Below are 18,488 nucleotides of genomic sequence, written 5' to 3'. Positions count from 1 at the left end.
AAAGGCCCGTCCGCCGCTTCATGCAAAGCCCCCGGGGCGTTTCATCTTGGGCCCGGCGGCTCTCGCGGCGCCGAGCGCGGCGGTCAAGCCGCGCCGTGCTGGCGGAACCAGGCCAGCGCCCGCTTCCAGCCGTCCTCGGCCGCCTCCTGGCGGAAGCTGGGCCGGTAGTCGGCGTGAAAGGCGTGCGGCGCGTCCGGGTAGACCACGAACCGCGACGCCCGGGCCGCCACGTTGCCCCGCGCGCCCGCCCGGGCCAGCGCTTTCTTCATCGTATCAACCGTGTCAAGGGCAATGCCCGTGTCGGCCGCGCCGTACAGCCCCAGCACCGGGCCCTTCAACTGGGCCGCCACGTCCACCGGGTTCTGCGGTTCGAGCGGCGTGCCCTGCCCCACCAGCCGCCCGTACCACGCCACGCCCGCCTTCACGCGGGGGTTGTGCGCCGCATACAGCCAAGTCTGGCGTCCGCCCCAGCAGAAGCCGGTCACGCCCAGCCTGCCGGTGTCGCCGCCGTGGGCGCCGGCCCAGGCGACGGCGGCGTCCAGGTCGCCCATCACCTGCGCGTCGGGCACCTTGGCGATCACCTCGGACATCAGCCTGGCCATCTCGCCGTAGCCCTGCGCGTCGCCCTGGCGCACGAACAGCTCCGGCGCGATCGCCAGGTAGCCGGCCCTGGCGAAGCGCCGCGCGGTGTCGGCGATGTACTCGTGCACGCCGAAGATCTCCGACAGCACCAGCACCACCGGCAGCCCGGTCCCGCCGGCCGGCTGGGCGCGGTAGGCCGGCATCTGGAAGCCCGCCACGTCGATCATCACCTCGCCCGTCGTCAGCCCCTCGGCCGGGGTCTTGATCGCCGTCCGCGCCATCGCCGGCAGCGCGGCGGCGGCATAGCCCACCCCCAGGCCCAGCCGGATCGCGGCGCGGCGCGACGGCGCGCGCGGCGCGGCCGGCGCGTCCAGCAGCGCCTGGGCGTCGATGGCATGGTCCAACTTCAGCATGGCGTGAAACCTCCGGTCCTGATGGCGAGGGCACAGTCTAGACGGCCGTGCGTTCCCGCGCCGCGCGGGACGGCGGCACAGGCCGCTATAATCGCCAGCTTTTCCGGTCATGCCGGCGTAGCTCAGTTGGTAGAGCAACGCACTCGTAACGCGTAGGTCACCAGTTCGATTCCGGTCGCCGGCACCAACAACTTCAAACCGATTCCGGAAATCCCGGAACTTCCCTCTCAGATGGCCGCCTTCGGGCGGCTTTTTCCTGGCCGCTTCCGCATGCTGGCGGTTGTCAAGGGGGGTCGTGCCCGAAAACGGTAGCCGCTCAAAATACATCCTCCGGCTTGGCGGGCATGTCCTCGATATCGGGGAACTGGTCTTGCGGCCCCGGCGCCGGCTCGTTGCGCCATTCGGCCAGCAATTCGATGATGTTGGCGGGCTTGGCCACGGGCTCGATGATGAGCTTGCCGCCTTCACGGTGGATCAGCACACGATCGCCGGGCAGCTCGAACTCGACGGGAATCCGCACCGCCTGGCTGCGGTTGTTGCGGAACAGCTTGGCCTCCTTGGGCCTGGAAGACAAGGGGAGCACGGCATCTCCGGGCATATGCATCCTGTATGTGCCACGGAAACGTCGGCGTCCCCGCGGCCTAGGCAGCTTTCCTGCTTTCCGCGATTCGCTTGCTCGCGGCCTCCGCGCGAATCTCGTGTTCCTGCAGCACCTCCTTCAGGCCTTCAGGCACGAAGCGTTGCAGGATGTCGCGCATCAGCGGCTGATAGCCGACGCCATGATGGGCCGCAATCAATTTGTAGGCCTCGATCAGATGCCTGGGCAAGCGGATCGAGATGGCCTGCAGACCCAGACTCTCGTCCACCAGGCTCTCCAGCTCGGGGCCGGCAACCCGAACGCTGGATTCGTCGCAACCCAGTCGGCCGCTTTCCCATGCTTCGTCGGTGGAAGCCATCTTGCTCGCCACCCGCTTCGTTTTGGTGGGCTTCATGGTGTCAGGACTCCGTTTGTTCATTCTCCATACTTCTCGTATATACGTTATGCGGCATCATTGGCGTCGGACGCGGAGCGAAGGAAAACTTTCCCGTCCCGATGGATGAATGCGATCTTCAGTCCCCTGCCCTTGTTGGTTGGCGCCACGAACCACGGCGTTGGTGGATCGCTCTCGTGGTCCTCTCTCGTGTCTTCCAGGTACACACCGCATTTGTTCTGAAAACACTGGACGACTTCACAGCGTCGGATGTGATGCTTGTCGGCCAGCTTCCTGGCAATGGACGAGGAGATGACCAGGTTGCGCATTGGGTCGGGAGATGTCGGGTTGGCGCATCATGGAATCGTATATACAAACATGAACGACATGTGGTGACGATGAGACGGAGCCTCAAGCAGGCGCCCGGCCGCTCTTGCCCGCGCCCGCGGGTAGAGTGAGCCCCATGCCCGCCCCCCCGCCGCCCTCGCCCACCGCCCAGCCGCGCGAGTTCCTGCGCCATCTGCTCGATGCCGCCATCGCCCGCGCGCAGCCGGCGCGCACGCTGGCGGGCTTCCTGCCCGCGCCGCCCCGGGGCCGCACGCTGGTGCTGGGCGCCGGCAAGGCGGCCGGGGCGATGGCGCAGGCGCTGGAGGCCGCATGGCCCGCCGACGCGCCCCTGTCCGGCCTGGTGGTGACGCGCTACGGCCACACGCCGCCGCGCCCCGCCGGCCTGGCCCAGCGCATCGAGGTCGCCGAGGCCGCCCACCCCGTGCCGGACGAGGCCGGCCAGCGCGCCGCCGGGCGGCTGCTGGCGCTGGCCCACGGCGTGGACGCCGACGACCTGGTGCTGTGCCTCATCTCGGGCGGCGGCTCGGCCCTGCTGACGCTGCCGGCCGAGGGCCTGGCGCTGGCCGACAAGCAGCGCATCCACCGCGCGCTGCTCGCCAGCGGCGCCGGCATCCACGAGATGAACGCGCTGCGCAAGCACCTCTCGCGCATCAAGGGCGGGCGCCTGGCCGCCGCCTGCGGGCCGGCGCCCGTGGTCACGCTGGCCATCAGCGACGTGCCGGGCGACGACCTGTCGGTGATCGCCAGCGGCCCCACCGTGGCCGACGACACGCGCTGCGCCGACGCGCTGGCCATCGCGCGCCGCCACGGCATCGCCCTGCCGCCGGGCGTGGTGGCCGGCCTCGAAAGCGGCCGCCTGGAGACGCCCAAGCCCGGCGACGCGCTGTTCGCCCGGCACCGGGCGCACCTGATCGCCACGCCCGGGCAGTCGCTGGCCGCCGCGGCCGACGCCGCGCGCGCGGCGGGCCTGGCGGCGCACGTGCTCAGCGACCAGATCGAGGGCGAATCGCGCGAAATCGGCCGCATGCACGCCGCCCTGGCCCGCGCCGCCGCCGCCGGCACGGGCGCCTTCGCGCGGCCCTGCGTGATCCTGAGCGGCGGCGAGACCACCGTGACCCTCGGCCCGGCGGCCCACGGCGCCCGGCCCGGCCGCGGCGGCCGCGCGGGCGAGTTCTGCCTGGGGCTGGCGCGGGCGCTGCGCGGCCACCCCGCGGTGTGGGGCCTGGCGGCCGACACCGACGGCATCGACGGCGTCGAAGACAACGCCGGCGCCCTGGTGGCGCCGGACACCCTGGCGCGCGCGGCGGCCCTGGGGCTGGACCTGCCCGACCACCTGGCGCGCCACGACGCGCACGGCTTCTTCGAGGGCCTGGGCGACCTGGTCGTCACCGGGCCGACGCACACCAACGTCAACGACTTCCGCGCGCTGCTGGTGCTGTAGGCCAGGCCCGGCGGCGAAGTCCGCCGCGGTTGATGTGCATCAATGCCCGGCGCGGCCGGGCGCGGCACAGTGCCCCCATGCTGCCCTTCGCATCGCTCGACCGGACCGGCGACCCCCTCACCCTGCCCGTGGGCGCGGTGCTGCTGCGCCGCGCCTGCGCCGGCGATGCCGTCTACCACGTGGACCGGGGCCGCGTGGCCCTGGGCGTGCTGGGGCGCGAGGGCCTGACGCACCAGACCGGGCTGGTCGAAGGGCCGCTGTGGCTCGACGCCGGCGACGCCGTGCTGGGCCTGGCGCCCGTGGTCGATGCCGTGGCCGACACGCCGATCCAGGTGCGGCGCGTGCCGCTGGCGCAGTTCAAGGCCAGCCTGGAGGCCCTGCCCGCGCCCGCGCTGACGGTGCTGCGCGACGTGGCGCGGGCGCACCGCCAGCAGGCCGAGCTGGCCGTCAGCCGCCTGGCCAAGGACGCCGAGGCGCGCTGCGCCGAATGGCTGCTGCGCCACGCCGAGCCGGCGCACGACCCCGCCGCCGCGCGGGCCGTGCTGCTGCGCCAGCGCAAGCGCACCATCGCCGCGCAACTGGGCATCGCCCCCGAGACCTTGTCGCGCGTGCTGCGCCAATTGCGCGAGCGCCACCTCATCAGCGGCTCGGGCCGCGTGCTGAACCTGCTCGACCCCACCGGGCTGCGGGTACTGGCCGGCGCTTGATTCATTGACCCTGGAAACGGCAGTTGAACGCGCCCGCCAGTGCCGTGATTGGCGTGGCAGGCAAGGGTGAACGCCGCGGCTCCACAGGCGCCTGCGCGCCTGTGGACGGCGTGAACGGGGCCGGCCTCTGGACGGCCCGCGCCCTGCAAGGGAGACGACGCGGCGCACTGTTGTGCGCAAGGAGGAGCAACGCCGCATGGCGCGGCGAGCGCGGTGCTGGCGGGTGCGTAGCGCTCTCACCCGAAAGGTGAAGGTCATCGAAGCCGTCGAGGTCAATGCTCACGCGGCTTCCCCGAGGGTGGCAAGCGGTCAGCTGCCGTTTCCAGGTTGAATCAAATCAGCCTGCAGCCCGCGCCCTTATTGCGCAATCAGCTACGTTTTCAGTAGTCAAGGCCCAAGGCACGGCGCAGCCGGCGCGGGGACACGACAGCCGGATCGACGCCGTGGTGGACCAATTCGGCCGGCAGCGGCGCGCCCTCGATCAGGCTGGCCGCCAGCAGGCTCGCGCCGGCCGCGCTCTGGATGCCGTAGCCGCCCTGCCCCGCCAGCCAGAAGAAGCCGGGGCAGGCGCCGTCGAAGCCGACGACGATCTCGCCGTCGGGCGGCGGATGGCCAGCGTGGTGGCCTCCTCGATGCGGTGGATGCCCAGGGCGATGTCCAGCGCCTCCGGCTGCACGTCGTGCGGCGGCACCGGGTCGGCGTTGGCCGGCGAGCCCAGCAACTGGCCGGCGTCGGGCTTGAAGTACCAGCCCTCCTCCACGTCGGCCACCAGGGGCCAGCCGGACACGTCCACGCCCTCCGGCGGGCGGAAGGTGAAGGCGCCGCGGCGGCGCGGCTCGATGCCGATGGGCCGGGCGCCGAAGAGCGGCGCCACCTCGTCCACCCAGGCGCCAGCGGCGTTGACCACGGTGCGCGCGCGCAATTCGCCGCCGCCCGACAGGCGCACCGTCCAGCCCTCGGCGCCGTGCCCCGCCGCGCCGGCCTGCCGCGCGCCGCGCAGAAAGCCCTGCAGCAGCGCGTGGACGTCGATGTCATGACTGTGCTCGTCCAGCAGTGCGTTCTGAAACAAACCGGGCTTCAGCCCAGGCACCATCCGCGCGATGCGCTCTGAATCCAATAGCACCATGGCCGTGCCGCTGGCCGCCAGCCCGGCCCGCATCCGCGCCAGCGCGTCCTGCTGCGCGGCGGTGGCGACGAACAACGCGCCGCGCGGCCGCGGCAGCGGCGCGTCGGCAAAGCCCGGGGGCGGGTTCAGGTAGAAGGCGCGGCTGGCGCGGGTCAGCGCGCGCACGCCGGGCGGGCCGTAGCTCTCCATGAACATCGCGGCCGAGCGGCCGGTGCTGTGCATGCCGGGCTGCGCCTCGCGCTCCACCACCGCCACGCCCAGGCCGTCCCGGGCCAGCCGCCACGCCAGCGAGGCGCCCGCCATGCCGGCGCCGATGATGAGGACATCGTGGGCCTTCATGCGGCGATTCTTTCACGGGGGCTCCAGCCGATGCACTGCCGTGGGCACGACATGAAGAATGGTCCTCACGCTGCCCCGCTGCCCCCAGGGGGGGGTCATCTTTTCAGCTTGGCGCGATGACGGCCAGCCGCGCGGCCAGCAAGTCGGCCTGCTCGGCAAACTTCTTCGGATTGGTCTTGCGCAACTGCGCCAGATTCCGCAGCTTCCAGCGCACGCCCGGCAGATGTTCAAGATGGGCGATGCCCAGCCGCCCCCACTCGGGCGTGTCGGCGACCAGCGACAGCAGGAAGCGCCGTTCGTCCTCATCCAGCCCACGCTGGATCTCCTGCACCAGCCGCTCGCGCGCAGCAAGCAAAGCCTCCAGTGGCACCGGCTCGGCCGTCATGCCCTGGAAGTTGTGCTCGTAGTCGTGCCGGATGTCCCGCGGCGACGTGAACAGCACTTCGTGGATCGGCCGATTGCTGCTGGCCAGGTAGACCACGAAGGCACGCCGGATGCCGGGCGTGATGCCCTCGTGTGCAAAGAGCTGCATCACGTCGAACAGGTCACGCGGGTGCTGCCGATCCAGTGCCGCCACCAACTTGCCGCCGTACACGTCCTCCAGCGATACCACCGGAATCTCCAGATCAGCCATCAGCACGTCGCGGGCAGCCGGCGTCAGCGAAGCGCGGCGCGCCGGCTGCACGGTCCCGCGCATGACGAAGTTGACTTCGACCTTGACCTGAATCGAACCGCGACGCACCAGCAACTTGGTCTCCCCTGCCGCCACGGCAGGCGCGTGCGTCTGGAATCCTCGCTTCTTCAGCCGCTCGGCGGCCTGTCGGATGGCCTCGTCGATGCGCGCCAGCGCCTCGTCACGCGGCAGCGTGTGGTCGGGAAAGACCAGATCGAGATCCACCGACAAGCGCGGCATGTCGCGCACGAAGAGGTTGATCGCGGTGCCCCCCTTCAGCGCGAAGGTATCGTCCACGAACACCAGCGACGCCACCTGCGCCAGCAGGCGCGCGGTATCGAGATAGGTGGGGTTCATGGCTTGAGCACCAGCAGGCCATCGGCCGATCGGGACACCCAGGCCCGATCGCTGCCGGTCGGCAGCGCGGCCGGGTCGAGCTTGGCCGCCCAGGGCAGCGAGGCTTCGCGGCCGAGCTGAAGGCACAGCCGCACGGTCTTGACGCTCGTGCAGCGTTGAAGCAACTCGCGCAGCACGTCGGCGCGCAGGCTGTAGGCGCTCTCCACCAGTTCACGGGCCTCCTGCAAAGGCTGGCGCACGCCCACGTCGCTCAACACTTCCAGCAGCGCGCGCTCCGGGGCCGACACCCGCGGCGCGCCATCGCGCTTCTCGAAGGGGTCAACATGCAGCAAGGCCCCCGGCTGCTCGTCGAACAGGCGCTTGCGGTGGTATTCGGCCGGAAAACGCTCGGTGAACCACTCCGGCAAACGCCCGGCCGTCCAGCCGTACAGGTGCAGCACCGGCTGCCGCGCCACGTACTGCCGCACGCCATGCCAGTCCAGCGCCGACTTGCCACCGACGCGCAGCCCCTCCAACCGGCGCTGCAACAGCAGCAGGCTGGGATGAAGGGCCATGGTGTCGTTCGGGCGACCATACACCCCACGCGCCAGGCGCATGAGCCAGCCCGCCCGGACATAGTGAACGGCCAGGTCGGCGGAGATGTCCAGCGCCGCCAGGTCCTCCGAGGTCAACGGCATCCCCGGTGCGAGCCGGGTGTAGAGCGCGTTTAGTTTGCTTGCCCCAGTCGTAGTCATACTACGATTTATACATCTTTTCCAAAAGAAAGTGAATTTGAAAAAGCACGAATCATCGTAGCCAGGTTACGACAAACTCAATTTTTCAAAATTCCCCCGCTCTCTCGTCCGGCACTGAGGCGCCGGCAAGCGTGTGACGGCCAACGCCCGAACGAGCCCCCCAGGCGGCGCCGCCAGGGCATGGCACGTGAATATCAAAGTTAATACTTTAATACTCTACATGACACCCCACCACGTTCGGACAATATCGCCGAAACCACGCCATCCTGCATAAAACCCGTTCCGGCACAATTTTTCACGCTCCACGGGCCTTTACACCATTGGTGATTTGGAATTGATTTGATACCATGCGCGCGGCCCAAATACCAAGCGTGACAGCACCGTGACTGAAAAAAGGAGCGCAGCAATGCCCATATCCAGCAACTTGAATGATTCTCCGCCGCTCTACCCCAGCGGGGGGGGGGGTAGACCTCACGCCCGCCTCGCGGCGCCACGGCCCTTGCGGCGGTGGCTGGCGGCCGCCGCCGTTCTGATGGGCGCCAGCCTGCCAGCCCAGGCCGCCATCACCCAGCTCATTTTCGTCAACAGCTACGACGGCACCTCGGGCTGGGACGTGGCCGCCGGCCCTGGTTTTGACACGGATGCCCACAACGGCATCGTGCGCACCAACGACCAGTTCGAATACCTGGCGACCTTCAGCACCAGCGGCGGAGACAACAACCTGACCCTGGTCAGCACGCTCCCGCAGGGCAACGTGGCGCCGCGCGTGGGCCTGCCGGTGGCGCGCTGGACCAACGTGCCGGCCGACTGCACCGGGGCCGGGTCCACCATCTCGGTCGACGGCCAGACGCTGACCTGCAACCTGGGCAACGTCGCCAGTTCGGGCACGCGGTCGGTGTACCTCAACGCCACGGTGCTCAGCACCACGCCCAACGGCACCGCCCTGCCCGCGCCCAGCCTGACGGCCTCGTCCTCGGCCACCCCGTCGTTCACGCCCGGCCAGACGCCGGCCGCGCTGGCGGTCACCGCCGCGCCGTTCTACGACGTCGTGGTGCAGATGAGCCACCAGGGCAACCCGCGCGCCTACGGTTTCATGCCCGCCAACGGCCCTGCTGACGAGGACGGTTTCTTCCACAAGCCGCTGGTGGGCCTGGTGGCCAAGAACCCCAACGGCCACGGCAACAAGGGCGTGGAACAACTCAATCCCGCAGTGCCCGTGCACTACCAGATGGACGTTTCCGGCTATCCGGCCGGGGTACGGCTGGACGACTGGCACCCCGCCGCCGGGGGCACCTTCAGCAGCGGCTGCGGCAGCCCGCACCTCGGCTTGCCCGATGTCGAGTCCGGCGGCGGCTTCAACATGTACAACCTGGTCGCCGACACCGGCGGCACCAACAGCACATCTCCCAGCGCGGTGCCCAACGGCGGCGTCTGTGACCTGGCCGCACAGGTCGGAACCCTCATCGACTTCGACGTCAACAACATCGACACCACCCTGCAGCGCCGGCCCACCATCAACAACGTCACGGCGTCGCCCGTGCCGCCGGCGGAGTGGTGGGTGTCGAACAAGGGGCTGGTGCTGTGGACGCCGCTCACCTCGTACCCGTCGAACGTGCTGATCGGCCACCAGATCAGGCTGGGCAGCGTGACCGGCCAGTCGATCAGCGGCCAGCCGCTCACCGGCGACGACCCCAGCAACAACAGCGCCAGCTACCCAATGCAAAGGCTCGATACGGGCGCTGTGATGAAGAGGTTCCAGGAAGATCTCAGCCTGGACCCTCCCTTCGAAACGCGGTGCGACCCCGCCGTCGTCGTCGATTGCCATGTCAACGACATGACGCCGACGCAGTCCGTGAAGGCCAGCGTGCGCTACTACAACGACGGCACGGCCGCGCACACCGGCGTCTACCTGTGCGAGATCATCGACCGCACGGCGTTCGACATCGGTGACAACTTCTCGGTCACCACGACCTGGAGCGACGTCTCACCGACTCCGCCGACGCCGCCGATCCAGTACGGCACCAAGGCAGGCGGGCCGTACTTCGCGTCCACCGATACCGCAACCGATCCGTACAACGATGGGGCCGCCGGGGCTTCGGCGTACGCCACGGCGCGCTGCAACGACCCGGGCATCACCTGGCACACCAGCGAAGCCGCCGCCCAGGCCGCCGGCGGGCTCGTCTACGTGCGCGCCAATGTGGGCACCATGCCGGGCAGCTCCAGAATTGGCATGCAGGTCCGTGGCCTCATCCTGCGCAACACCTGGGCGGCCACGATCAGCGTGCTCTCGCCGGCTGCCGCCACCCGCACGGCCGGCCAGGCGATCCCGGAAGGCACCATCCTGCGCAACGAGGGTGACATCGGCACCTCGTTCACCTTTCTGGACGGCGCCAACATCCGCGACCACCTGCGCGTGACGCGGATCCGCACCACCTCGCGCGTCGGCAAGAGCATCGTCAACCCGGCCGATGGCGAGATCGCGCCCCAGCCCGTGGGCAGCACGCTGACCTACCGGCTGCAGCCGCGCTATTCCACGACCTTCCCGCCGCTGGCCGCCACCTACACGGTGACCGACGTGCTGCCGCCGAACCTGAACTACGTGTCCGGGTCCGCCACGGTGGGCGGCAACCCGATGGAGCCGGTGGTCTCCACCCCGGCCCCCGGCTACACGCAACTGACCTGGACGCTGCCCGGCCAGATGCCCATCCTGGGCGCGGACAACGCGGGCGCGAACCTGGCCCCGATCGAGTTCAGGGCAAGGGTCGCGCTGATCGCGCCGGACAGCGCGGTGCTGACCAACAGCGTGGCGGTGAGCGGCGGCCCGAACGACTACGAGGCGGACTGCGACTACGTGCCGGCCAGCCACAACTTCGGCACCTGCACCAAGGCCGCCTCGGCGAACGTGGCGGTGCAGACGCCGCCGGGGTTCCAGGTGCAGAAAAGCACGCTGACGCCGGTGATCGATGCTGGCGGGCGGTTCCGCTACAACGTGGACTACGTGTCCTTCGGCTCCGACGTGGTGGCGCCGGACGTGCCGCATTTCATCGACATCCTGCCGTTCGTGGGTGACGGCGCGGCCAATGCGAGCAACAGCTTCACGGCACGCACGCCGGCGTCGGCCTTCGATGCCGGCGCCTACCGGCTGAACGCGGTGACCGTTCCCGCCACCAGCGACCCCACCATGGCGGTGTACTACACCAACGCCGCGCCGAGCTCGATCAACAACGACCCGCGCCACGCGAGCAACGGCCCCCGGCGGCAGCACGCCGTGGTGCCTGGCCGGGCAGATCGGCATCACGCCGGGCTGCCCCGCGGAGGACGTGTTCAACAACGGCATCGGCGGGCGTTCGCCGGACGCCCGCAGCGCGCTGCTGTACGTGCATTCGGCCTCGTCGACGGCCGTGCGGGTGGGCGGCGCCAGCCTGGCGGGCACGGTGTTCCACGACGCTGACGACGACGGCAGCCAGGGTGGCGGCGAGCTGGGCATCGGCGGCGTGTCGATCGCGCTGCAGGGCTGCGTCGCCGGCCTCGATGGGGTGCTGGACACGGCCGCGCTGCCGATGGACGGCAACGCCGTGCCGACGTGCGCGGGCGACGACCAGTACGTGATCCGGACGGCGGTGACCGACGGCAACGGACAGTACGCCTTCAGCGGCCTGCCCGCTGGCCGCTACCGCGTGACCGAGGCGCAGCCGGCCGGCTACGTCGATGGCGCGCGCGCCGTGGGCACCAGCGGCGGCACCGCCAACGCGCGCGGTGTCGTGCCCAGCGTGGTCACGGACATCGTGCTGGTGACGGACGCCGTGGCCACGGGCTACGACTTCGGCGAGATCCGCCAGGCGGTGGTGACGGTGGCCAAGCGGGCCGAGGTGGCCAGCGGCGCCAAGGTGTCGGTCGGACAGACCCTGACCTACACCGTCGAGGTGACGGTGGCCGAGGCGCCGACGCGCGGCGTGGTCACGCTGACGGACACGCTGGGCCAGGGGCTGGAGCTGGTGCCGGGCTCGTTCACCACGCCGGCCGGCGGCACGTGCAACGCGGCGGGCCAGGTGGTGACCTGCGAGCTGGCGGCCGGCGCCGCGGAGGGCACGCATGCGTTCACCTACCAGGCCAAGGTGACGAGGGGCGCGACCACCAGTGTGAACAACCAGGTCGCGCCCGGCGGCACGGACGAGCCGCGCTGCACCAGCGCGCAATCGTGCCGCACCACCCACGTGGTGACCGGCGGCGGCATCACCCCGGTGCCGGTGAACGCGCCCTGGGCCCTGGCGGCGCTGTCGCTGCTGCTGGGCGGCCTGGCCTACAGGCGGCGCCAGCGCTGACGGCGCGGCGCGGGCCGGGAAACCCCCGGCCCGCGGCCATCGGAACCCGGGTTGCAAGGGGATCGAGCCAGCTATTGAATTTGTAGCAACCACCTGAACAACGGCCCCGGCGGGATACCCGCCGGGGCCGTTTTTTCATCGCCGGGCCGCCAAGGAGGTGCGGGCGGCTGTTCCAGGTCGCCGGTGCGGAAGTGGGCCCGCAGGGGGTGCTGGCTGGAAAGACGGCATGCGCCGGACTATAGTGACAGCCCGATACGCGGGACGCATTCCCTCAACCTGGGATGCTGGCCCCGAACATGGCCCACGGCCGGCAAATACCTGTATCTAGACTTTTCAGAGTCCCGCCCGACCTGTCGATGAATCATGAAAGACCTGTACATCCACCTGCCACGCCGCCCCCGCTTCATGGCCGTCCCGCTGGCCTGCGCGCTCCTTCTGGCCGGCTGCGGCGGCGGCTCGGACGAGCCAGAGCCCACCCATACCTCGCGCTATCCCACCCTGGCCGCGCACGCGTCCATGGACGAGGAGGACTTCGACCGCTACCTGCTGACCGCCGGCCGGGGCACCAACATCACGCCGGAGACGATCAAGTCGCTCTCGGTCGGCTCCAGCATCAACGCGGCCGCATCCACCTACAACCTGCGCCCCATCTTCGACCTGGGGCGGCTCAAGGAAGACGGCCGGCTGAACGTGGACACCACCCGCTCGCGGCAGACCACCGCGCTGCGCATCACCAGCAGCAAGGCCGCCAGCACGGCCAGCAGCCAGACGACCCTCGACGGATCGCTCTCCGGCTCCGCCGGCGGCTTCAAGGCCGCCGCCGCCTACCACCATGCCGAAGCCTTGCGCAACACCCAGTCCGACGGCACCGTCAGCGTGCAACTGGTGTCGGCCAACACCAACAACATCGTCTCCATCCTCGGCAGCGGCTTCAGCGGCAGCGAGAACTTCACCGGCTACCTCATCGGCACCAAGCTGGGCGACGAGCTGCTGCGCGGCTACGTCAGCACCACCCAAAGCCCGCCCACCGACCTCTGCGGCGGCAAGCCCTACACCACCCGCGTCACCGTCGGCCGCTACAAGCTGGCCGACGCCGAGCCCTACGCCAACATCCAGATCCTCTCGCGCATGGAAAGCGTCTTCGCCGACCTGAAGGCGCAGTACGCGCTGTGCGCCGACGCCGCCATCCAGACCGCGCTGGTGCGCCAGATGACCGCGCTGCGCGGCAAGATCGAGAGCGCCATCGCCGACTTCTACGCCGTCAACGGCGACGCCTTCGTCTCGCAGACCACCTCGATGAACCAGGCCATCGGCAGCGGCCAGCTCAGTTTCAGCAGCGCCGACGGCAACGCCGAGTCGCAAAACGGCGCCTCGCTGGCGGTCAAGTACCAGACGCTGACCGCCGGCGCGGGCGGCAGCGCCTCCGTGCAGTTCTACAAGCAAAACGGCTGGGCCAAGGCGCTGCAGAACGTGCAAGTCTCGGCCGAGGCCAAGCCCGCCGGCGTGGCCGACACCACGGCCTGGGTCGGCAGCATCCAGACCATGCTCAAGGACCAGGGCAGCTCCCTGGTGCCGCCCATGGGCAGCCTGCCCAAGGACCCCGGCGTGAAGCTGCCCGACCCGGTCGGCCCCCACTACGACGAGGAAGCCCCGCCAGACACGGCCTTTACCTCCTACGATCAGTGGAAGGCGTACCTGGCCGACAAGAAGAAAGCCGCCCAGGACGCGGAAGAACTGGCGCGCGCGAAAAAGCGGGTGGAAGAGCAGCCGCTGATCGTCAACGACGACAAGGCGATGCTGCAAGCCGGGCAGGGCGACGCCTACGAGCAGCTCATCGCCGAGCTGGACGAGCTCAAGGAGCGCGCCCGGCAGATTCAGACTCCGCCGCGGGCCGGGGCGGGCGACGGCAACCTGGTGCGCTTCGACAAGATGTTCGTCAGCGGCTTCGAGACGCTGCCCTACGACGCCGTCATCCCCCAGCTGCGCCCCGACCTGGACATTCCCGGCATGGACAAAGCCATTGGCAGCTTCCCCAACCTGATGGAAATCATGCTGGTGAGCGAAAAGCTCGGCCGGCTCGACGCGTACCTGGCCTTCCTCGCCAACATCTCGGTCAGCAACGTCACGCCCCAGATGAGCGAGCGCTACCACCAGTTCTTCCAGAAGGCATCGGCGCGCGCCTACGACCTGGTGAACCTGGCCCTCGGCCAGGGCGCCGACCTGACGCCCGCCGTGCTGGCCGGCTACAAGAAAGCCATGCTCGGCACCGCCGCCGACCAGGGGCACAGCGAGCTGTACAAAAGCCTGCAGGACATCGATTACTACAACTACGTGGTGGGCACCCTGCTCGACCCCGCCAGGGGCAAGGCGTGGACCGTGGCACCCGGCGGCTACATCCCCATGCGCTGGAACAAAGACGGCCAAGGCGGCGCGGAACTGGTCACCTGGACCGGGCTGGCGCATGTGAACCACGGAAAGCCCAACAAAGAAGGCGTGGCGGCGGTCGATTTCAGCAACCCCAACGCCGACCCGCTGGCGCTCTACCGCAACGGCATGAAGGCCCTGCAGACGCCCTGGTACCCGGTCTATGTCTTCAACCTGGGCCAGGCACCGGCGCTGGTGTTCGTGCAGCACTTCGGGTCCTACCAGGCCATCTACGGTTCCCGGTGGGTGACGCGGCCCTTCGACGGCGACACGCCCGTGACGCCGAGCCTCATCCCCAAGTGGCAGGACTACCAGCCGCTGGGCGGCAGTGACATGCGCACGGTCATGACGAACGCCAAGAACTCCTTTCTGGAGTTCATGAGCTGGGATTACTCGGTGTACTTCCCCAACTCCGGCAACGACCCCACACGCTTGCAAAAGTACAACGCGCTCCTGATCGATCTGCCTGCTGACTACCGGGACAGCGACGGACAGACCATCCGTTCGGCCGCGCACTCGGCGACCGTGCGCGATTTCATGATTAACGAATACGAGATCAACCACAGGACTGACGCCACCTACAACGCCTTCCGGCCGCCCTATCACGGCCGCATGCTGCGGCGCATGAGCGACGGCGCGGTGGTGGACATCACGACCACGCTGAGGCATGCGGACGGCCTGCACACGAACATCATGCTGCTGCCCCTGAACGCCACCACCACCGGCGAGAGCCTGACGCAGACGCTCAACTACGCGCCCGAGCGCGCGCCCATGGACGTCGTCACCCCCACCAGCCTCGACCTCGTCAACAAGCTGGCCGTGCTGCTGGAGTGAACCGGCGCGGAGCGCACGGTGCCTTCACTGGCCAGCCGATCGTCGAGGCAGGAACCGGGCTCACGGCCTTGTCGGCCCTTGTTCCCCGCGCCATGCCCCATGGCGTCCAAAAAAAAGCGCGGCTGTTGCCGCGCATTCTTTTCGGGGTCATCGCGCGAGAAAGCGCCAGCCCGCTGTGTTCGTTGAACCTAGAAACGGCAGTTGAACGCGCCCGCCAGTGCCGTGATCGGCGTGGCAGGCAAGGGTGAGCGCCGCGGCTCCAAAGGCGCCTGCGCGCCTTTGGACGGCGCGAACAGGCCCAGCCTCTGGCTGGGCCGCGCCCTGCAAGGGAGACGACGCGGCGCACTGTTGTGCGCAAGGAGGAGCAACGCCGCATGGCGCGGCGAGCGCGGTGCTGGCGGGCGCGTAGCGCGCTCACCCGAAAGGTGAGGTCATCGAAGCCGTCGAGGTCAATGCTCACGCGGCTTTCCCGAGGGTGGCAAGCGGTCAACTGCCGTTTCTAGGTTGGAGTTTCAAGCCACGCGCACGGCGCGCAGCTTCATCGAGAACTCGTGCAGCGCGGCGATGCCGCTGTCCTCGGCACGCTTGCACCAGGCCTGCAGGTCGGCCACCAGTTGCTCGCGCGAGCGGCCGGTGTTGAGCCAGAGCTGGCGCAGCTCCTCGCGCATGGTGACCATCTTGTCGAGCGCCGGATAGGCGGCGCGCGCCTCGGCCAGCTGGGGCACGGCGGCGGCGGGCACCTTGTCGGCGTCGCGGTGCAGCCAGCGGCGCGCCGAGCGGATGGCGCCGGCGCTGGCGGCGCCGGCCGAGGCGGTCTGCTGGTGCAGCACTTCGCGCATCTGGCGCGCGTAGCCGGCCATGACTTCGTAGCGGTGGGCGATCAGCGCCTCCAGCGTCTGGGCGTCGGCCACGGGGCGCACGTCGCCGTAGGCCAGGCGGGGCGGGGTTTTCTTGGCGCGCGCCAGGCCCACGCTGGACAGGACGGTGATGTAGACCCAGCCGATGTCGAACTCGTAGGGCTTGACCGAGAACTTGGCCGAGGTCGGGTAGGTGTGGTGGTTGTTGTGCAGCTCCTCGCCGCCGATGATGAGGCCCCAGGGGGTGAGGTTGGTGGAGGCGTCCTGCGCCTCGAAGTTGCGGTAGCCCCAGAAGTGGCCGACGCCGTTGACCACGCCGGCGGCCCAGAACGGGATCCACGCCATCTGCATGGCCCACAGCGCGGCGCCCAGGCCGCCGAACAGCAGCACGTCGATGATCAGCATCAGGCTGACGCCCAGCACGGAGTGGCGGTTGTAGACGTTGCGCTCAAGCCAGTCGTTGGGCGTGCCGTGGCCGTAGCGGGCCAGGGTGTCGTCGTTCTCGGCCTCGGCGCGGTACAGCTCGGCGCCCTGCCACATGACTTTTTTCAGGCCGTGGATTTGCGGGCTGTGCGGGTCTTCGGCCTGCTCGCACTTGGCGTGGTGCTTGCGGTGGATGGCGGTCCACGCCTTGGTGGTCATGCCGGTGGTCATCCACAGCCAGAAGCGGAAGAAGTGCCGCACGGCCGGATGCAGGTCGAGCGCGCGGTGGGCCGAGTGGCGGTGCAGGTACAGCGTGACGCTGACGATGGTGATGTGCGTCATCAGCAGGCCGAGCAGCAGCACCTGCCACCAGGCCCAGCCCAGCACGCCGTGGGCCAGCCAGTCCAGCATGGCGCTCAGCATGGGAGAGTCGAGAAACGTCGTCATGGAGTCTTTCAAGGGAGGGGGCCTGCCGGCCAGGGGGCCGGCATCCGTGCCTGTTTGGACGCGCGGCGGCGCCAATGGTTCTGATTGTAGGCGGGGTGTCTAAAAAAAGGGCACTTCCACGGCCAATCAAGGGCATGGACTCTAATTTGCGTCAGGTTTGAGCGACGTCAGCCGGCCCGATTTCAGCGCTTGCGCTGCCAGATGGCGGCAAAGAAGCCGTCGGTGGCGTGCCGGTGCGGCCACAGGCGCAGATGGGCGCCGCCGGGCGTGCAGAGGGTGTCGGCCTGGGGCACTTTCAGCGCCCGCAGCAGCTCGGCGGCGTTCAGCGGCGCGAAATCGGGGTGCGCGGCGCCGAAGGCCCGGGCCACGTCCTCGTTCTCGGCGGGCAGCAGGCTGCAGGTGGCGTACACCAGCCGCCCGCCGGGCTTGAGCAGGCGCGCGGCGCCAGCCAGGATGGCGCGCTGCGCGGCGGCCAGCGCCTGCACGGCCTCGGGCGACTGGCGCCACTTCAGGTCGGGGTTGCGGCGCAGCGTGCCAAGGCCGGAGCACGGCGCATCGACGAGCACGCGGTCGAGCTTGGCCGCCAGGCGCTGGAGGCGCTGGTCGCGCTCGTGCGCGATGGCCACGGGGTGGACGTTGGCCAGGCCGCTGCGCGCCAGCCGGGGCTGGAGCGCCTCCAGCCGGTGGGCGGACACGTCGAAGGCGTACAGCCGCCCGGTGCCGCGCATGGCGGCGCCGATGGCCAGGGTCTTGCCGCCGGCGCCGGCGCAGAAGTCGGCCACCATCTCGCCGCGCTGAGCCTGGAGCAGCAGCGCCAGCAGTTGCGAGCCCTCGTCCTGCACCTCGATGGCGCCGCGGGTGAAGGCGTCCAGCTTCCGCAGCGACGGCTTGGCCGCCAGGCGCAGGCCCCAGGGCGAGTACGGGGTGAGGGTCGATTCGATGCCCAGCCCGCGCAGATCCTTCGCTACCAGCTCTCTTTTTTGAAGCATGGTGTTGACGCGCAGGTCGAGCGGCGCGGGCGCCAGCAGCGCCTCGGCGAGGGCGTCGAACTGCTCGCCCCACTGGGTCTGAAGCGGCTCGGCCAGCCAGGCGGGCAGGTTGTGGCGGCAGGCGGGGGGCAGTTCGCCGGGCGCGACGGCGTCGCAGGCGGCGAGCCAGGCTTTCTCGGGTTCGATCAGGGCCGGCATGAGGACGTCGCGCGGCGCGGCGAAGCCCAGGATGGCCAGCCGGCGCTGGCGCGGGCCGCTGCCGGCGCGGGCGAGGTGCTCGTACAGCAGCTTGCGGCGCAGCACGGCGTAGACGGTCTCGGCCAGGGTGGCGCGCTCGCGCGGGCCGAGCTGGCGCTGCTCGCGGAAGAAGCGCGACACCACGGCGTCGGCCGGGTGGTCGAGGCGCAGCACGCGCGGCAGCAGGTCGCTGGCGGTGTCGAGCAGGGCTTGGGGATGCATGGCGCGGATTGTCCCATCGCGTGCCACGCCGGATGGATTTGG

General features: G+C 69.8%; 13 protein-coding genes, 1 tRNA gene and 1 pseudogene. 6 read left to right on the top strand and 9 right to left on the bottom strand.

Features of this window, described 5'->3' with window-relative positions; translation table 11 throughout:
• Window positions 1-83: 83 nt before the first annotated feature.
• Window positions 84-995 (bottom strand): dienelactone hydrolase family protein, encoded by a 912-nt coding sequence (locus IPG65_RS02570; protein WP_293187717.1) that lies wholly within the window; start codon window positions 993-995, stop codon window positions 84-86.
• 111 nt (window positions 996-1,106) lie between these two features.
• Here IPG65_RS02570 and IPG65_RS02565 point away from each other — a divergent pair.
• Window positions 1,107-1,182: transfer RNA gene (locus tag IPG65_RS02565), tRNA-Thr, on the top strand.
• Between the two features lie 129 nt (window positions 1,183-1,311).
• Here the strand turns inward: IPG65_RS02565 and IPG65_RS02560 are convergent.
• Genes IPG65_RS02560 through IPG65_RS02550 form a run of 3 tightly spaced genes read right to left on the bottom strand, consistent with a single transcriptional unit; the run spans window position 1,312 to window position 2,295 of the window.
• Window positions 1,312-1,593 (bottom strand): antitoxin, encoded by a 282-nt coding sequence (locus IPG65_RS02560; protein ID WP_293187716.1) that lies wholly within the window; start codon window positions 1,591-1,593, stop codon window positions 1,312-1,314.
• 43 nt (window positions 1,594-1,636) lie between these two features.
• Window positions 1,637-1,987: a hypothetical protein gene (locus tag IPG65_RS02555; RefSeq protein ID WP_293187715.1), complete on the bottom strand. Its 351-nt coding sequence runs from the start codon at window positions 1,985-1,987 to the stop codon at window positions 1,637-1,639.
• A gap of 47 nt (window positions 1,988-2,034) precedes the next feature.
• Entirely contained in the window at window positions 2,035-2,295 is a 261-nt protein-coding gene (locus IPG65_RS02550) for an ADP-ribosyl-(dinitrogen reductase) hydrolase (protein WP_293187714.1), read from the bottom strand.
• Window positions 2,296-2,429: 134 nt separating this feature from the next.
• Here IPG65_RS02550 and IPG65_RS02545 point away from each other — a divergent pair, with 134 nt between their 5' ends.
• A complete protein-coding gene (locus IPG65_RS02545; protein ID WP_293187713.1) occupies window positions 2,430-3,755 on the top strand; it encodes a glycerate kinase in 1,326 nt (441 codons plus the stop codon).
• Between the two features lie 77 nt (window positions 3,756-3,832).
• Window positions 3,833-4,462 carry a Crp/Fnr family transcriptional regulator gene (locus IPG65_RS02540; protein WP_293187712.1) on the top strand — a complete coding sequence of 210 codons (630 nt, stop codon included), beginning with the start codon at window positions 3,833-3,835 and terminating at the stop codon, window positions 4,460-4,462.
• 380 nt (window positions 4,463-4,842) lie between these two features.
• Here the strand turns inward: IPG65_RS02540 and IPG65_RS02535 are convergent.
• The 3 genes and pseudogenes from IPG65_RS02535 to IPG65_RS02525 form a co-directional block, all read right to left on the bottom strand.
• Window positions 4,843-5,927, bottom strand: a pseudogene (locus tag IPG65_RS02535) (FAD-binding oxidoreductase).
• Window positions 5,928-6,030: 103 nt separating this feature from the next.
• Window positions 6,031-6,957: a nucleotidyl transferase AbiEii/AbiGii toxin family protein gene (locus tag IPG65_RS02530; RefSeq protein WP_293187711.1), complete on the bottom strand. Its 927-nt coding sequence runs from the start codon at window positions 6,955-6,957 to the stop codon at window positions 6,031-6,033.
• Window positions 6,954-7,691, bottom strand: a complete 738-nt coding sequence (locus tag IPG65_RS02525) for a type IV toxin-antitoxin system AbiEi family antitoxin (RefSeq protein WP_293187710.1) — start codon at window positions 7,689-7,691, stop codon at window positions 6,954-6,956. The genes IPG65_RS02530 and IPG65_RS02525 overlap by 4 nt, the downstream gene beginning before the upstream one ends.
• 532 nt (window positions 7,692-8,223) lie before the next feature.
• On the opposite strand from IPG65_RS02525, the gene IPG65_RS02520 reads away from it, so the two are divergent.
• The 3 genes from IPG65_RS02520 (at window position 8,224) to IPG65_RS02510 (ending at window position 15,271) form a co-directional block, all read left to right on the top strand.
• A complete protein-coding gene (locus IPG65_RS02520) occupies window positions 8,224-11,142 on the top strand; it encodes a hypothetical protein (RefSeq protein WP_293187709.1) in 2,919 nt (972 codons plus the stop codon).
• Window positions 11,069-12,013, top strand: coding sequence for an SdrD B-like domain-containing protein (locus IPG65_RS02515; protein ID WP_366932117.1), 945 nt, complete (start codon window positions 11,069-11,071; stop codon window positions 12,011-12,013). Before IPG65_RS02520 ends, IPG65_RS02515 begins: the two co-directional genes overlap by 74 nt.
• 363 nt (window positions 12,014-12,376) lie before the next feature.
• Window positions 12,377-15,271, top strand: coding sequence for a hypothetical protein (locus IPG65_RS02510; protein ID WP_293187708.1), 2,895 nt, complete (start codon window positions 12,377-12,379; stop codon window positions 15,269-15,271).
• A gap of 512 nt (window positions 15,272-15,783) precedes the next feature.
• Here the strand turns inward: IPG65_RS02510 and IPG65_RS02505 are convergent.
• Both IPG65_RS02505 and IPG65_RS02500 read right to left on the bottom strand, forming a co-directional pair.
• Window positions 15,784-16,998, bottom strand: a complete 1,215-nt coding sequence (locus tag IPG65_RS02505) for a fatty acid desaturase (RefSeq protein ID WP_293187707.1) — start codon at window positions 16,996-16,998, stop codon at window positions 15,784-15,786.
• A gap of 182 nt (window positions 16,999-17,180) precedes the next feature.
• Window positions 17,181-18,446 (bottom strand): RsmB/NOP family class I SAM-dependent RNA methyltransferase, encoded by a 1,266-nt coding sequence (locus IPG65_RS02500; RefSeq protein ID WP_293187706.1) that lies wholly within the window; start codon window positions 18,444-18,446, stop codon window positions 17,181-17,183.
• Window positions 18,447-18,488 lie beyond the last annotated feature (42 nt).

This window comes from Ottowia sp. (assembly GCF_016703145.1).
GTDB lineage: Bacteria > Pseudomonadota > Gammaproteobacteria > Burkholderiales > Burkholderiaceae_C > Ottowia.
This window is presented reverse-complemented; position numbering and strand designations above follow the sequence as displayed.

What these genes read in the sequence shown, in the direction of transcription:
- IPG65_RS02530 (WP_293187711.1), bottom strand. Translation starts at nt 6,957, where the DNA reads ATGAACCCCACCTATCTCGATACCGCGCGCCTGCTGGCGCAGGTGGCG.
- IPG65_RS02520 (WP_293187709.1), top strand. Translation starts at nt 8,224, where the DNA reads ATGGGCGCCAGCCTGCCAGCCCAGGCCGCCATCACCCAGCTCATTTTC.
- IPG65_RS02540 (WP_293187712.1), top strand. Translation starts at nt 3,833, where the DNA reads ATGCTGCCCTTCGCATCGCTCGACCGGACCGGCGACCCCCTCACCCTG.
- IPG65_RS02510 (WP_293187708.1), top strand. Translation starts at nt 12,377, where the DNA reads ATGAAAGACCTGTACATCCACCTGCCACGCCGCCCCCGCTTCATGGCC.
- IPG65_RS02570 (WP_293187717.1), bottom strand. Translation starts at nt 995, where the DNA reads ATGCTGAAGTTGGACCATGCCATCGACGCCCAGGCGCTGCTGGACGCG.
- IPG65_RS02525 (WP_293187710.1), bottom strand. Translation starts at nt 7,691, where the DNA reads ATGACTACGACTGGGGCAAGCAAACTAAACGCGCTCTACACCCGGCTC.
- IPG65_RS02505 (WP_293187707.1), bottom strand. Translation starts at nt 16,998, where the DNA reads ATGACGACGTTTCTCGACTCTCCCATGCTGAGCGCCATGCTGGACTGG.
- IPG65_RS02550 (WP_293187714.1), bottom strand. Translation starts at nt 2,295, where the DNA reads ATGCGCAACCTGGTCATCTCCTCGTCCATTGCCAGGAAGCTGGCCGAC.
- IPG65_RS02560 (WP_293187716.1), bottom strand. Translation starts at nt 1,593, where the DNA reads ATGCCCGGAGATGCCGTGCTCCCCTTGTCTTCCAGGCCCAAGGAGGCC.
- IPG65_RS02545 (WP_293187713.1), top strand. Translation starts at nt 2,430, where the DNA reads ATGCCCGCCCCCCCGCCGCCCTCGCCCACCGCCCAGCCGCGCGAGTTC.
- IPG65_RS02500 (WP_293187706.1), bottom strand. Translation starts at nt 18,446, where the DNA reads ATGCATCCCCAAGCCCTGCTCGACACCGCCAGCGACCTGCTGCCGCGC.
- IPG65_RS02555 (WP_293187715.1), bottom strand. Translation starts at nt 1,987, where the DNA reads ATGAAGCCCACCAAAACGAAGCGGGTGGCGAGCAAGATGGCTTCCACC.